This window comes from Streptomyces durmitorensis, assembly GCF_023498005.1.
Classification (GTDB): Bacteria; Actinomycetota; Actinomycetes; order Streptomycetales; family Streptomycetaceae; genus Streptomyces; species Streptomyces durmitorensis.
Genome location: NZ_CP097289.1, coordinates 9,114,924 through 9,127,508 on the forward strand (window position 1 = coordinate 9,114,924; position 12,585 = coordinate 9,127,508).

Here is a 12,585-nt window from a genome sequence, read left to right on the forward strand (position 1 = left end):
CCCTGAGAGGGCAGAGAGGCGCCAGAGGGATCAGGCGGGGCGTACGGCCATCTTGTCGAGCGCGTCGAGGAGCCAGGGCAGATCGCGTCCGCGCCCCACCGGCAACACCTCTCCGGGCTCTTCGTCGAGAAGCACGAACGCGATGTCGTCCGTCCTGGCGACCATGGACCAGCCAGGACCGTCGGCACGCAGAGTGCGGGCCTCCCCGGAGGCGAACGACGACCGCACGCGGCCCAGGGGCGGCGGAGTCTCCACGTACGCCCGTGCTTCCGCCAGGACGCGACGTACGCCGGTGAGCGGAGCCTGATCGTCGGCATCGGCATCGGCATCGGTCTTCGGAGCGTCGCCGCCCTCCGGGCCGGTGTCCGCGCCCTGCTCGGCGCTGTCGGTCGAGAAGTCGGCGTCGTCGATCTGCTCGCGCCACGTAGCCCACTGGAGCGCTATCTCGTCGGCACCGAGCCTTCGCTGGGCCGGACCCCATGTGTCGGACTGCGGGGGCGAGAGCGGCCTCTGGTCCCCATCCTCGGGCTCGGGGTCGTGGGGAGCGGGCACGTTGGGCGCCGCGACGGCGACGGCGAGCGGCCAGCCGGGCAGCGCGGCGACCACCGTGCGCTCGTCGGGCGAGAGGTCGTACTCCATCCCGCAGTCCCAGGAGGCGATCGCGACGGCAACGAGTGATACGTCGTCGATGACGACGGTCCACCGGGCGCCCGCACCGTCCTGACCGAGCACCAGGCCGTACCCGGCGGCAAGCGGTGAGAGCCCCAGAGCCGCGCACGCCTCCGGATAGTCGTCCCCGAGCACACTGGGAAACTTCGCGGGTGTCAGCAGCACCGCGGTCAGCACGTACAGCGCGTCGTCCTCGGCGGCGACAGCGTCGTCCGTTCCGGCCATGCCAGCCTCCCCATCGCTTCATCCGTCGGCGCACCCTAACCACAGGTCCGCTTGATCGTCGAGGGGTGCGTGACCAGGAAACTCGCTCGTACGCACCGGGAACTCGCTCGTCGGCCTCCGTGCCGGACGCCTACGCTGGGTGTCATGCCCAGAGCCAGTTCGCACTTCGTCTGTCTGCCGTGCCGTGCTTCTTTCAAGAAGTCGGCCGACTACGGACGCGTGCGCGCCGACATCTGCCCGCGGTGCGGGGGCCAGCTGCTCAACGCGGGCTCAGCGCTCGCCGTGCCCAAGCGGCGCGACACGGCGGCGTGGCGCGCCTTGAGCGCGGTCCTGCTGTCCGGACTCCGATTCCGGCAGGGCTGCTGCGGCGACGGCCCCGGCTACCGCCCACGCACCCCGCGGGAGGTCCGTGAGCGTCTCGCGCATGCGGCCGAGGCAGGCAACTCTCTCCAGGAGGCACTGGCCTGTTCCGATCCCACGCACACGGACGTCAGGCGGCAGGCAGGCCGAGGAGCGTACGCGCCACGTCCGACGGCGACTCGTCGCGCTCCCGGGCGAGGGTGATCACCGCCCGGCAGGCGAGTTCGCTGACGCCGAAGGACAGGGCCTCCGGTGACACCCACCCGGTGGCTTCGTCCTGTCGGTCCTGGTCGTCCTCGGCGCACGCCGCCACGTAGACGGCTGCCGCCTCGAAGAGGTTGTGCGGGCGCTCTTTCTTGCTGCGGACCGCTTCGTCCGTGTGCCACAGCTTGCGGAGCTTGTCGAACATGTGGGCCACCTTCCCCCCGGTTGTGGTTGCCGCTGATGATCACTCATCTGTTGTACTCCAACGTAGAGTTGGAGCTCCGACGACAGAAGGGGGGCCGTGCGGTGAAGCGCTATGACCGGCTCAAGGAGATTCGGCGTCTCGACCCGGAGAAGGACGCCCTGGCGATCTACCGGCTCACCGCGACGTACGAGTTCCCCTGGGATTACACCCGAGCTCTTGAACTGGCGCTGTACCGCACGTACGCCGTTCCCAGCATCGGCCGACTCCTGGCCGAGACGGCGGAACTGACGGACCGTACGCAGAAGCGGTACGACGACACTGCCCTGCTTCTCGACACCGTCGTCGAGCACGGCTTCGGCACGGACGAGGGCCGCACCGCGATCCGCCGCATCAACCAGATGCACCGCAGCTACGACATCAGCAATGAAGACATGCGCTACGTGCTGTGCACGTTCGTGGTGATGCCCAAGCGCTGGATCGACGCCTACGGGTGGCGCAGATTGTCACGCCACGAGACGACCGCGGCAGCTGTCTACTACCGCACCTTGGGGCGGCATATGGGGATCCAGGACATCCCGGACTCCTACGAAGCCTTCGAGAAGTGCCTCGATGCCTACGAAGAGGCCCACTTCGCGTGGGACGAGGGTGCGCGCAAGGTCTCCGACGCGACCCTCGACCTCATGGCCTCCTGGTATCCGGGCCCGCTGGCGCCGTTGTTGCGTGCCTCGACCCTCGCCCTGCTCGACGAGCCCCTCCTGCGCGCCTTCCGCTACGAACCGCCAGGCCCTGTCGCCCGCACGCTTGTCGGGCGAGCGGTGCGGTTGCGCGGCCGCACCGTGCGGCTGATGCCGCCCCGTAGTGCGCCGCATTACGCCCGGCAGAACTGGGAGATCAAGGGCTATCCGAAGGGGTATCGGGTCGGAGAGCTCGGCACGTTCCCGGTGCCCGGAGTCCGGGGCTGCCCGGTGGCGCACACGGACGAGTCGGCTGCCGCCTCGGCGGAGTGAGGCCGACCACCTCAGCGGAGTGAGCTCAACGTCGCCCGCAGCCAGGTGAGTTCGGCTCGGCTTGTCGCGCGGGCGATGGTGAGGATGCCGTGCCGGAACGGGTCGTCCAGATCCTCGGCGCGCAGCGGGCGCTCGCCGTCGTAGAAGAAGCTGGCGGGCTCCTCGAGAAAGGCCAGGCGGCGCTCGAGGACCGCGGCCTGGGCCGCCGTGTCGTCGACATGGCGCAGAAAGGCGAGGACCGTGAACCAGCGGTTCTCGTCGGTGATGTCCCCCTGCTGCGGTTCCGTCAGCCTGCGGCGCAGCTCACTCCTGCCTTCCGCTGTGAGGTTCAGGACATGGCGCGGGGCCGCCACGGAGCCGGGCTGTGTCTCGCGGACCAGCAAGCCGGCCTTCTCGAGCCGTTTGATGGCGGGGTACAGCGTGCTCTCCGCGACCGGGCGTACGTGCCCGGTCAGGGCGGTGATGCGCTTGCGCAGCTCGTAGCCGTGCAGAGGCGCGTCGTAGAGGAATCCGAGGATGGCCAGTTCGAGCATGCCGTGCATTCTGCCGCACCAGCGGTGTACATCCTCTCCGCAATACATCGCCACCGATGTATTGTCTCGGAAGCACTGGCAGGCGGATGAGGGAGCGACGATGCGACAGGCACGGTTCGACGCACAGGGCAGCTGTGTCCGCTGGACGGAGAGCGAGGGCTGCGGCCCGGCCCGCGTGTACGTGCACGGGCTCGGCGCGGCGTCGACGGTCTATCACGCGCACATCGCGGCCAGACCTGAGCTGGCCGGACGTCGATCGCTCTTCGTCGACCTGCCGGGCCACGGCATCAGCGACCGCCCGGCGGATTTCGGCTACTCCCTGGAGGAACACGCGGACGCCCTGGCCGCGGCGCTGGACGATGCCCAGGTGACGGGGGCGGAGATCGTCGCGCACAGCATGGGCGGCTCCGTCGCCATCGTGCTCGCGCACCGCCGCGGCGACCTGGTGTCACGGCTGGTCCTCACCGAGGCCAATCTCGACCCCAACCCGGCCGTGACGGCGGGCAGCAGCGGAATCGCGTCCTACGAAGAGGAGGATTTCGTGGCGGACGGCCACGCGCGCGTGCTCGAAAAGGTCGGCTCCTTGTGGGCGGCGACCATGCGGCTGGCCGACCCCCGCGCCCTGCATCGCAGTGCGACGGGGCTCGTGAGGGGGACGCTGCCCACGATGCGCGCGATGCTCATGGACCTGCCTGTGGAGCGTGTCTTCTTGCAGGGCGCGCGGAGCGGCGAACTCGCGGGCGCGGAGGAGCTGGTGGCGGCCGGGGTGCGGGTGGTGACTGTGCCGGAGGCGGGGCACAACGTCATGTTCGACAACCCCGAGGCGTTCGCCGCGGTGGTTGCCGAGCGAGAACGGATCGGCCAGGTCAGGCCGGTGGCGTGACATACCCGCACCCCGACGGCTCGAGCTGGTAGGCGAAACCCCAGCGGGAACGGGCATCTACACGATCGAGAGCACCCACTACAAGGACCAGTGCCTCGAAGCCACCACGCGGGACGGCACGGTGACGCTGAAGCCGTGCGGTCCCGGCAAGCTTCTCCAGCGGTGGGCCGTGGACACCGGGGAGGAGAAGTCCACCATCGAGCCCACCGGAAAAACGTGGTCTCGCCGGTCTTCCGGCCGTCTAGTCCTGTCGCACGGCCAGAGCGAGAAATCGTGCGTCCTCGTCGATGTACGACGTCAACTGCCAGCCCGAACCGGCGAGCAGCGGGCGGAGGTTCTCCTCGGCCCGCAGATCGTCCGTGGTGATCTGGCGGCCCTGCCGCGCCGCGAGCGCCGCGCGGCCGATCGGGTGGAAGAGAGCGAGGGCCCCTCCGGGACGCACCACGCGCCTCAACTCCCGCAGGTTCTGCGCCGGATCGGGCAGATGGGAGATCAGGCCCGCCCCGAACACGGCGTCGAGCGACGCGCTCCGCAGCGGGAGCCGGGTCACGTCCGCGAGCAGGAGCTGCCCTTCACGGTCCCGGCCCGCTCGTGTGGCGGCCTCCAGCATGGCGGGAGTCAGATCGACCCCGAGGACGACTCCGGAGGGCCCTACGGCCTCCCTGAGCGCGGGCAGCGCGCGTCCCGTGCCGCACCCGGCGTCCAGGACGTGGCCGCCGGCGCGCAGGCCGAGCTCGGACGCGGCGGCGCGATAGGCGGGCCCGTCGTCGGGGAACCGGGTGTCCCAGTCGGCCGCCCGGGCGGAGAAGAAGTCACGGACACGCGTGTGGTCATCGCTCATGTGGCCATGATTACTCAACGACTCGCATGTGCGTTGGGGGCACACGTTCGAGCGTGACGCGATCGTTCAGGACCCTGTCTCTGTCAGATTCCAACACCTTTCGAACTGCGCCCCCGTTGTGCGCCCCTGTCCGGACTAGCGTCCCGGAGCCATGGGACACCTGGACCACGCCACCTTCGGCTGGCTGACCCCCGTGCTGTCGTACGCGATGGCCTGTATCGGCGCCGCTCTCGGGCTGCGCTGCACCGTCCGTGCCCTCGGCGCCACGGGCACCTCACGCCGCAACTGGCTCATCACCGCGGCTTCCGCCATCGGCACGGGTATCTGGACGATGCACTTCGTGGCCATGCTCGGCTTCGGCGTGACCGGCACCGAGATCCACTACAACGTGCCCCTGACGATCCTGAGCCTGATCGTCGCGATGGCCGTAGTCGGCGCCGGAGTCTTCGCCGTCGGCTACGGCCGTGACCGCGGGCGTGCGCTCGCGCTCGGCGGACTCACCACCGGGCTCGGCGTCGCGAGCATGCACTACCTGGGCATGGCCGCGCTGCGGCTGCACGGCAGCGTGCGCTACGACCCGGTGCTGGTCGGCCTCTCCGTCGTCATCGCCGTCGTCGCCGCGACCGCTGCCCTGTGGGCGGCACTGAACATCAAGTCGCCGCTCGCGGTTGCCGTCGCCTCGCTTGTCATGGGCGGGGCGGTGAGCAGCATGCACTACACCGGAATGCTGGCCGTGAGCGTGCGGGTCACCGAGTCTGGTGCCGCACTGTCCGGCGCCACGACCATGCAGTTCATCTTCCCCCTTGCGGTCGGCCTCGGCTCCTATCTCTTCCTGACCTCGGCGTTCGTCGCGCTCTCCCCGACCTCGGGGGAGCGCGAGGCCTCCGTGGCGGCCCAGCGGCCGGTCGAGCGCGCCGCCGGGTAGCGGCGCCCCGGACCGGTCGCGGACGGCCGGGCACACGCCCCGAAATCTCTCCGAGCGAGGAGGCCATGCGTACACCCCGTAGGACCCCCGACCCGGCCGGCGGCACTGTGCCGCCGAATCCCGGGGCCCCGGCACGTGGTCGCCGCGCACACGCGGGACCGCCCGCCGACGAACGGCCCGACGCAAAAGCCCCTTCGGAGCCCGCACCGCCGAAGACCCCCGCGCGCGGACGCTCGTGGTGGCCGCGTCCTCGCACCGTACGAGCCAAGATCGTGTGCCTCCTGATGGTGCCGGTCGTCTCCCTGCTCGCACTGTGGGGATACGCCACGGTCAGCACGGCCCAGGACATGGCACACCTGCGGCAGTTGCAGCGCGTCGACGCCCAGGTGCGCGGACCCGTCGACACAGCCATCACGGCGCTGCAGGCCGAGCGCGCGGCGGCCGTGCGCTACGCGACCAAGCCGGCGCCCGACCGCGGCAGCGAACTCGAACGGCAGGCGGGACGCACGGACCGCGCGGTGGCGAAGCTGCGTCGTGGCGAGGGCCAGACCGTCGCCGATGGCGCCGACCTGCCCACCGGCGTGGAGTCCAGGCTCGAAACGTTCGTCTCCCAGGCAGAAGGTCTGAGCACGGTGCGGTCCGACGTGCTCGACCGCCGCACGGCCTGGGACGCGACCTACGGCCAGTACACCAAGACCATTTCGGCAGCCTTCGGAGTCGGCGGCGCACTCACCGGCATCCAGGAAGCCGAACTCGGCTCCCACGCGCGCGTGCTGCTCGAATTCTCCCGAGCCGCCGAGATGCTGGCGCGCGAGGACGTCGTCCTGTCCAGCGCCCGGCTCGACGGCTCCCTGGACGGGGAACGACTGCGTCAGTTCACCGGTGCCGTCGAGACCCGGCGGACCCTGACCGACGCGGCGGTGGCGGATCTGCGCGGACCCGAACGAGCAGGCTGGCAGGACCTCGTGGAGGGGAGCGCGTACGCCGACGTGCGCGCCGTCGAGGACAAGGTGCTCGTCGCACCTCCGGGCCGCAAGGCAGCAGCCGCGGCGCCGGCCGCCGAGTGGGACAGCGCCCACGCCGAGGTGCGGGACGAACTCCGCGCGATCGACGTGGGTGCGAGCCGCAGCGCCGCCGACCGGGCCGACCCGTTCACCCGCGGGTTGCTCACACCGGCAGGCGCCGCCGTGCTCCTCGGGCTCCTGGCCGTCACCGCCTCACTGGTCATCTCCGTCCGCATCGGGCGCGGTCTTGTCGTCGAGCTCGTGAGCCTGCGCAACGGCGCGCTGGAGATCGCCCGCCACAAACTCCCGGACGCCATGCGGAAGCTGCGCTCCGGCGAGGAGATCGACATTCACGCCGAAGCTCCACCCGGCCCGCCCGCGGAGGACGAGACGGGGCAGGTCTACGAAGCGCTCGGCACGGTGCACCGGGCGGCCCTGCGCGCCGCCATCGAGCGCGCCGAGCTCGCCAGCGGCATCTCAGGCGTCTTCGTCAACCTCGCCCGCAGGAGTCAGGTCCTCGTCCACCGCCAGCTCAGCCTCCTCGACAGCATGGAGCGCAGGTCGGACGACCCGAACGAACTGAGCGACCTCTTCCGGCTCGACCACCTCACCACCAGGATGAGGCGGCACGCCGAGAGCCTGATCATCCTCTCCGGAGCCGCTCCGGGGCGTGCCTGGCGCATGCCCGTCTCCCTGACGAACGTCGTCCGAGCGGCCGTCTCCGAAGTCGAGGACTACGCGCGCGTGGAGGTGCGACAACTCCCCGCCGCCGCGGTCGTCGGCACGGCTGTCGCCGACCTGACCCACCTCTTGGCCGAACTCGTCGAGAACGCCGCCCAGTTCTCGCCGCCCCACACCAAGGTGCGGGTCAACGGCGAACCGGTCGGCAACGGCTACGCCCTGGAGATCGAGGACCGCGGCCTCGGCATGGGAACGGAAACCCTGGCCGATGCCAACCACCGCATCGAGCAGTCCGAAACGCTCGACCTGTTCGACAGCGACCAACTGGGGCTCTTCGTCGTCAGCCGGCTCGCCGCGCGAAACGGAGTCAAAGTGCACCTCCGTACGTCCCCCTACGGCGGTACCACCGCGGTCGTCCTCCTGCCCACCGCACTGCTGCAGAGCACCACACCGGAGAGCCCCGGAGCACACACCATGGAACGTGACCGCACCCAGGACGGACACGCGCGCGTGCCCGATCCCGCACCGATGAACGGCAACTCCGTGCCTGCCCCGGCCGCCCGCCCCGCACTGGCCCCGTCCACGGAGACACCGGTGACCACGCCCCCAGGCGTCACCGCACTGCGCCTGCACAAGCCACCGGACGCGGAACCCGACAGCGCCCCCGAGCCCTCGGACGACCTCCCGCGCCGCGTGCGTCAGGCCAGCCTGGCCCCCCAACTGCGCGAGCGCCCCCCGGACGACGTCGCCGGATCCGTGAGCGTCCGCGAAGACACCGAACGCAGCCCCGAACAGGTACGGGACCGCATGGCCGCCTACCGCGACGGCTGGACCCGCGGCGGCGGTCGCCGGCCCGGCATCGTCGGCGCCGTCCCCGACATACCGGGGCCCGCACCGGCCAGTGACAGCACCGAAGGAGACCACGCATGATCCAGGATCAGAGCAGAACCGCCGACAGGTCCGGCGAACTCGACTGGCTGCTGGATGACTTGGTACTGCGCGTCGGCGAGGTACGGCACGCCGTGGTGCTCTCGAACGACGGGCTCGCCGTCGGCGCATCGACCGCTCTCAGCCGTGAGGACGCCGAGCACCTCGCCGCTGTCGCCTCCGGATTCCACAGCCTCGCCAAGGGCGCGGGGCGGCACTTCGGGGCCGGGGGAGTGCGCCAGACCATGGTCGAGATGGACGACGCGTTCCTGTTCGTGGCAGCGGCGGGTGACGGCTCCTGTCTCGCCGTACTCAGCTCCGTGACGGCCGACATCGGTCTGGTCGCCTACGAGATGGCACGCCTGGTCAAGCGGGTGGGCGAGCATCTCTACACGCCCCCGCGCTTCGCGGCGCAGCCGCCGGCCGTCGGATGAGACAGGGCGGTCGACGCAGATGACCGAGGACAGGAGCGGCGTCCCGCGCGACGCGGGCAGCCAGTGGTACGACCAGGAGGCCGGACCACTGGTCCGCCCCTACGCGATGACGGGCGGACGGACCCAACCGGGCCCCGGCGGAGCGCGCTTCGATCTGATCGCGCTCGTCACGCTGGATCAGAACGCCCCGGGCCCCGGGGACGACACCGCGCTCGGGCCGGAACACCGGTCGCTCATCGAACTGTGCCGCACCGAGACCCAGTCGGTCGCCGAACTTGCGGCCGACGCCGATCTGCCCGTGGGCGTGGTCAGAGTGCTGCTCGGCGACCTGCTGGAAATGGGCTGCGTGAAGGTGAGCCGACCCGTGCCACCCGCACAGCTGCCCGACGAGAAGATCCTGCGAGAGGTGATCGATGGGCTCCGAGCGCTCTGATGCCGGCGGCGACGACACGACCGCCATGGCGTTGAAGATTCTGGTCGCGGGCGGTTTCGGGGTGGGCAAGACCACCCTGGTCGGCGCGGTCAGCGAGATCCGCCCGCTGCGCACCGAGGAACTGCTCAGCGAGGCGGGCCAGTCGGTGGACGACACCGGCGGAGTCGACCGCAAGACCACGACGACCGTCGCCATGGACTTCGGCCGCATCACCATCAGGTCGGGCCTGTCGCTGTACCTCTTCGGTACACCCGGGCAGGACCGTTTCTGGTTCCTGTGGGACGAGTTGTCCCAGGGCGCGCTCGGTGCCGTTGTCCTCGCGGACACCCGACGGCTCGAGGACTGCTTCCCCGCCGTCGACTACTTCGAGCATCGGCACATTCCGTTCGTGGTCGCGGTCAACTGCTTCGCGACCGCGCGTACGTACGGTGCGCACGAGGTGTCACGGGCCCTGGACCTCGACCGCGGCACCCCCGTGGTGCTGTGCGACGCACGGGATCGCGATTCGGGAAAGGAGGTGCTGATACGCCTGGTCGAGTACGCCGGGCGGATGCATACCGCCCGGCTGCTCGACACGGTGGGCTGAGACGCCGGAGCGTGGGCTCAGGCGTCAGTCGGCGACGCCGCCGCGTGCGACCACCTTGTCGATCTTGACGCGCACGAGGAGTTCACCGGGCACGCCGTTGCGCTCACCGAACTCCTCGGCGCGGCTTTCGCCCATGTAGCGGGCGCCGAGCCGGCCGGCCCAGTGCCGTACCTCGTCGAGATCGTCGATCAGCCGGGCCTGCCCTTGCAGGACCACGAACGCGAACGGAGGCCTGTCGTCGTCCACGCACAGGGCGACGCGCCCGTCCCGCGCCAGATTCCGCCCCTTGACGGTCTCCGCCCCGGTGTTGAACACCAACTCGTCCCCGTCCAACAGGAACCAGATCGGTGCGATATGTGGGCTGCCGTCCGCCCGGACGGTCGACAGCTTGCCGGTACGGGTGCCCTGCGAGACGAAAGCCCGCCACTGGTCCTCGGTCATCTTCTGTGCCATGTCCTCATCATGCTTGCCGAGGCGCCGATGGTGGGGAAGGCTGGCAGGTCAGTTCCTCCGGCCAGGGGGAACAGAAGGCGGGGAGACGGGAACATGGTGCAGAACACGGGGCTCGGTTGGCTGCTCGACGACTTGACCGAGCGCATGGAGCCCGTACGGCACGCGCTGGTGCTGTCCAACGACGGCCTGGTGACCGGAGCGAGCTCCGAGCTGAAGCGGGAAGACGCGGAACATCTGGCCGCGGTCTCATCCGGTCTGCACAGCCTGGCCAAGGGATCAGGGCGGCACTTCCGGGCCGGCAACGTGCGCCAGACGATGATCGAGTTCGACGACGCGGTGCTGTTCGTCACCGCGGCAGGCGATGGCAGTTGCCTGTGCGTCCTCAGCTCCGCGGAGGCGGACATCGGTCAGGTCGCGTACGAGATGACACTCCTCGTCAATCGTGTCGGCGAGCATCTCGGCGTGGGCGCCCGGCAGCCGGAGCGGACACCCGTGGTAGACCTCTGACCAGCTGAAACGTCGACGCGGCGAGAGTTATCCACAGGCTCGGCGCGGGTCGCGGTGATCGCGCTACGGTTTTCCCGAGAGCAAAGACGCCTCACGGGGGAGAACCACCATGACAGGTCACACGATCACGCAAGAAGCCGCTGACGCGGCAGCACGGACATCGGTCACGCAGAGCCGCGCGGCACGGGAACTGGGTCTGAAACGCGGCGAGTTCGAGCTCGCCGTGATGCTGGGGCGCATCCGCACCGTCAGCGACACGGCCGGTGGACGGCGCCGCGTCACACGCGAGGAGATCGAGCGTGTCCGTGCCGGGGAGGGCTTTCCCGAGGCATGGGTGGAGCGCATCAGAGCCGTGGGGACCACGGAGGGTGCGGCTCTGATGGACATCTCCACGGCTCGGTTCACTCGGCTCACCCGTGCGGGCTTCGTCACGCCGGTGAAGTTCTATCTGAACAGGTATCGAGCCGTCGTCTGGCTGTATCTGGCCGAGGAACTGAGGCAGTTCGCCGAGGCCGAGGTCAACTCCGGCCTCCTCACCGGCCGGGCCCCTGGCACGATCCGCGCCCAACTGGAGGCAGGCGTCGACCTGCGGGCGCGGAACTGGCGGGGCCGCCACGCGGGAGCGCTGCTGCGGCAGTCCGACGATCCCTGGGAGCGGGCCGCCGCCGTGGCCTCGCTGCTCGACCCGGTCCAGATCGCGGAAATCATCAAGGATCCGTACGAACGCGCCTATGTGCGCAGGCTCATGCCCGACCCCTTCGGCGGTCAGGGAGCGCCGGATACACCGGCGGGACGGATCATCCAGAAGATCACGACCGCGGACGACCCGGACGAGATCCGCTGGCTGCGGGCGAACCTGACCATCGGCCTCTCCCAGGCCCGAGGGGAGCGCCCGGCACCACGGCCCGAGTCAAAGCCTGCTCCCGTGCCGGCACCGGACCAGGAGTCCGCTTCCGGCCCCCGGTCCCGGGCAGAGCTCGATGCTGAGCCAAGCCCTGACCTCGGGCCGGATCACGAGGCACCACCCACCGCACTGCCCGAGCAAGAGACGAGAGGGCGGGCGCAGGAGCCACGAGGCCTCCTCAAGTGGATGCGCCGCAGGGGAGCGTAGCGAGACGGCCGCGGGGGCGGCCCGCGGGCGGCGCCGTTACGTGGTGGCGTCGAGATCCTTGGCGTAGTACTCGATCGCGGGCCGGTAGCCGACGATGCCCGGGTCCTGGCTGGTGGCGGCGAGCACGGTCAGGAGGAGCTCCATCGCGGCGTGTGTCCGGCCGGTGTTGTAGAGGGCCATGGCCAGAAAGGTCTTGAGGGCGGCGTCGTCGGGGAATTCGGACACCGCGTCACCCAAGGTCACGACGGCTTCGGGATAGCGGCCAAGGACGCGGTAAGTGCTGCCCAGGCCCAGGAGCGCCCCCCGGCGGTCATCGGGAGCTAGGCCTGGACCCTCGACCGCGCGTACGTAGTGCGGCACCGCCTCGGCCTCAAGACCGAGTGCGTCGTGCACCCACGCGGTCTGGTACGCCACATCCGGGTCCTGCGGGAACTGCTCGCACAGGGCCAGCAGTCGCTGCCGTGCCTCCTCGCGGCGACCGTCCTCGCGCAGCCGAACGGCCTCGGCGAGCAGGCGGTCGCGGTCCCCCGTCATGTCCTCGTCCCTGGTCAATGCCCCATCCCTTCCTCTGCCTCACCCCAGGCGATCGGAGGCACC

Annotated in this window: 15 protein-coding genes; 9 read left to right on the forward strand and 6 right to left on the reverse strand. The window is 70.3% G+C overall.

The annotated features are described in order from the left end of the window. Positions 1 to 30 precede the first annotated feature (30 nt). The gene (locus tag M4V62_RS40310) at positions 31 to 894 is read right to left on the reverse strand and encodes a hypothetical protein (protein WP_249592149.1); all 864 of its coding nucleotides are present in this window, start codon (positions 892 to 894) and stop codon (positions 31 to 33) included. A gap of 490 nt (positions 895 to 1,384) precedes the next feature. Next, positions 1,385 to 1,663, reverse strand: coding sequence for a hypothetical protein (locus M4V62_RS40315; RefSeq protein WP_249592150.1), 279 nt, complete (start codon positions 1,661 to 1,663; stop codon positions 1,385 to 1,387). 101 nt (positions 1,664 to 1,764) lie between these two features. Between M4V62_RS40315 and M4V62_RS40320 the strand changes: the two genes are divergently transcribed. Continuing rightward, entirely contained in the window at positions 1,765 to 2,670 is a 906-nt protein-coding gene (locus M4V62_RS40320) for an oxygenase MpaB family protein (RefSeq protein WP_249592151.1), read from the forward strand. Between the two features lie 11 nt (positions 2,671 to 2,681). Here the strand turns inward: M4V62_RS40320 and M4V62_RS40325 are convergent, their stop codons facing one another. Further along, on the reverse strand, positions 2,682 to 3,203 hold the full coding sequence (locus M4V62_RS40325) for a PadR family transcriptional regulator (RefSeq protein WP_249592152.1): 522 nt from the start codon (positions 3,201 to 3,203) through the stop codon (positions 2,682 to 2,684). Between the two features lie 100 nt (positions 3,204 to 3,303). Here M4V62_RS40325 and M4V62_RS40330 point away from each other — a divergent pair, with 100 nt between their 5' ends. Further along, positions 3,304 to 4,086, forward strand: a complete 783-nt coding sequence (locus M4V62_RS40330) for an alpha/beta fold hydrolase (protein ID WP_249592153.1) — start codon at positions 3,304 to 3,306, stop codon at positions 4,084 to 4,086. A gap of 241 nt (positions 4,087 to 4,327) precedes the next feature. Here M4V62_RS40330 and M4V62_RS40335 read toward each other — a convergent pair whose 3' ends face one another. After that, positions 4,328 to 4,927, reverse strand: coding sequence for a class I SAM-dependent methyltransferase (locus tag M4V62_RS40335; RefSeq protein ID WP_249592154.1), 600 nt, complete (start codon positions 4,925 to 4,927; stop codon positions 4,328 to 4,330). A 151-nt stretch (positions 4,928 to 5,078) separates the two neighbouring features. Here M4V62_RS40335 and M4V62_RS40340 point away from each other — a divergent pair, with 151 nt between their 5' ends. The 5 genes from M4V62_RS40340 to M4V62_RS40360 all read left to right on the forward strand — a co-directional run bounded on the left by M4V62_RS40340 (position 5,079) and on the right by M4V62_RS40360 (position 9,917). Next, positions 5,079 to 5,852: an MHYT domain-containing protein gene (locus M4V62_RS40340; protein ID WP_249592155.1), complete on the forward strand. Its 774-nt coding sequence runs from the start codon at positions 5,079 to 5,081 to the stop codon at positions 5,850 to 5,852. Between the two features lie 65 nt (positions 5,853 to 5,917). Further along, on the forward strand, positions 5,918 to 8,467 hold the full coding sequence (locus M4V62_RS40345) for a sensor histidine kinase (RefSeq protein WP_249592156.1): 2,550 nt from the start codon (positions 5,918 to 5,920) through the stop codon (positions 8,465 to 8,467). Further along, the gene (locus M4V62_RS40350) at positions 8,464 to 8,898 is read left to right on the forward strand and encodes a roadblock/LC7 domain-containing protein (RefSeq protein ID WP_249592157.1); all 435 of its coding nucleotides are present in this window, start codon (positions 8,464 to 8,466) and stop codon (positions 8,896 to 8,898) included. Before M4V62_RS40345 ends, M4V62_RS40350 begins: the two co-directional genes overlap by 4 nt. Positions 8,899 to 8,917: 19 nt before the next feature. Next, entirely contained in the window at positions 8,918 to 9,331 is a 414-nt protein-coding gene (locus M4V62_RS40355) for a DUF742 domain-containing protein (protein ID WP_249592158.1), read from the forward strand. Next, positions 9,312 to 9,917 (forward strand): GTP-binding protein, encoded by a 606-nt coding sequence (locus M4V62_RS40360; protein WP_249592159.1) that lies wholly within the window; start codon positions 9,312 to 9,314, stop codon positions 9,915 to 9,917. Before M4V62_RS40355 ends, M4V62_RS40360 begins: the two co-directional genes overlap by 20 nt. A 24-nt stretch (positions 9,918 to 9,941) precedes the next feature. On the opposite strand, the gene M4V62_RS40365 is transcribed toward M4V62_RS40360, so the two are convergent. Beyond that, positions 9,942 to 10,370: a PPOX class F420-dependent oxidoreductase gene (locus M4V62_RS40365; protein WP_249592160.1), complete on the reverse strand. Its 429-nt coding sequence runs from the start codon at positions 10,368 to 10,370 to the stop codon at positions 9,942 to 9,944. A gap of 93 nt (positions 10,371 to 10,463) precedes the next feature. Here M4V62_RS40365 and M4V62_RS40370 point away from each other — a divergent pair, with 93 nt between their 5' ends. Further along, complete coding sequence (locus M4V62_RS40370) at positions 10,464 to 10,877, forward strand: roadblock/LC7 domain-containing protein (RefSeq protein WP_249592161.1); 414 nt, start codon at positions 10,464 to 10,466, stop codon at positions 10,875 to 10,877. 109 nt (positions 10,878 to 10,986) lie between these two features. Continuing rightward, the gene (locus M4V62_RS40375) at positions 10,987 to 11,988 is read left to right on the forward strand and encodes a DUF6397 family protein (protein ID WP_249592162.1); all 1,002 of its coding nucleotides are present in this window, start codon (positions 10,987 to 10,989) and stop codon (positions 11,986 to 11,988) included. A 36-nt stretch (positions 11,989 to 12,024) separates the two neighbouring features. On the opposite strand, the gene M4V62_RS40380 is transcribed toward M4V62_RS40375, so the two are convergent. Further along, a complete protein-coding gene (locus M4V62_RS40380) occupies positions 12,025 to 12,522 on the reverse strand; it encodes a tetratricopeptide repeat protein (protein WP_249593204.1) in 498 nt (165 codons plus the stop codon). Between the last annotated feature and the right edge of the window lie 63 nt (positions 12,523 to 12,585).

Excerpts from the sequence above, each read along its gene's own strand:
- M4V62_RS40310 (WP_249592149.1), bottom strand. The coding sequence starts at position 894 with ATGGCCGGAACGGACGACGCTGTCGCCGCCGAGGACGACGCGCTGTAC.
- M4V62_RS40315 (WP_249592150.1), bottom strand. The coding sequence starts at position 1,663 with ATGTTCGACAAGCTCCGCAAGCTGTGGCACACGGACGAAGCGGTCCGC.
- M4V62_RS40325 (WP_249592152.1), bottom strand. The coding sequence starts at position 3,203 with ATGCTCGAACTGGCCATCCTCGGATTCCTCTACGACGCGCCTCTGCAC.
- M4V62_RS40330 (WP_249592153.1), top strand. The coding sequence starts at position 3,304 with ATGCGACAGGCACGGTTCGACGCACAGGGCAGCTGTGTCCGCTGGACG.
- M4V62_RS40335 (WP_249592154.1), bottom strand. The coding sequence starts at position 4,927 with ATGAGCGATGACCACACGCGTGTCCGTGACTTCTTCTCCGCCCGGGCG.
- M4V62_RS40340 (WP_249592155.1), top strand. The coding sequence starts at position 5,079 with ATGGGACACCTGGACCACGCCACCTTCGGCTGGCTGACCCCCGTGCTG.
- M4V62_RS40345 (WP_249592156.1), top strand. The coding sequence starts at position 5,918 with ATGCGTACACCCCGTAGGACCCCCGACCCGGCCGGCGGCACTGTGCCG.
- M4V62_RS40350 (WP_249592157.1), top strand. The coding sequence starts at position 8,464 with ATGATCCAGGATCAGAGCAGAACCGCCGACAGGTCCGGCGAACTCGAC.
- M4V62_RS40355 (WP_249592158.1), top strand. The coding sequence starts at position 8,918 with ATGACCGAGGACAGGAGCGGCGTCCCGCGCGACGCGGGCAGCCAGTGG.
- M4V62_RS40360 (WP_249592159.1), top strand. The coding sequence starts at position 9,312 with ATGGGCTCCGAGCGCTCTGATGCCGGCGGCGACGACACGACCGCCATG.
- M4V62_RS40365 (WP_249592160.1), bottom strand. The coding sequence starts at position 10,370 with ATGGCACAGAAGATGACCGAGGACCAGTGGCGGGCTTTCGTCTCGCAG.
- M4V62_RS40370 (WP_249592161.1), top strand. The coding sequence starts at position 10,464 with ATGGTGCAGAACACGGGGCTCGGTTGGCTGCTCGACGACTTGACCGAG.
- M4V62_RS40375 (WP_249592162.1), top strand. The coding sequence starts at position 10,987 with ATGACAGGTCACACGATCACGCAAGAAGCCGCTGACGCGGCAGCACGG.
- M4V62_RS40380 (WP_249593204.1), bottom strand. The coding sequence starts at position 12,522 with ATGACGGGGGACCGCGACCGCCTGCTCGCCGAGGCCGTTCGGCTGCGC.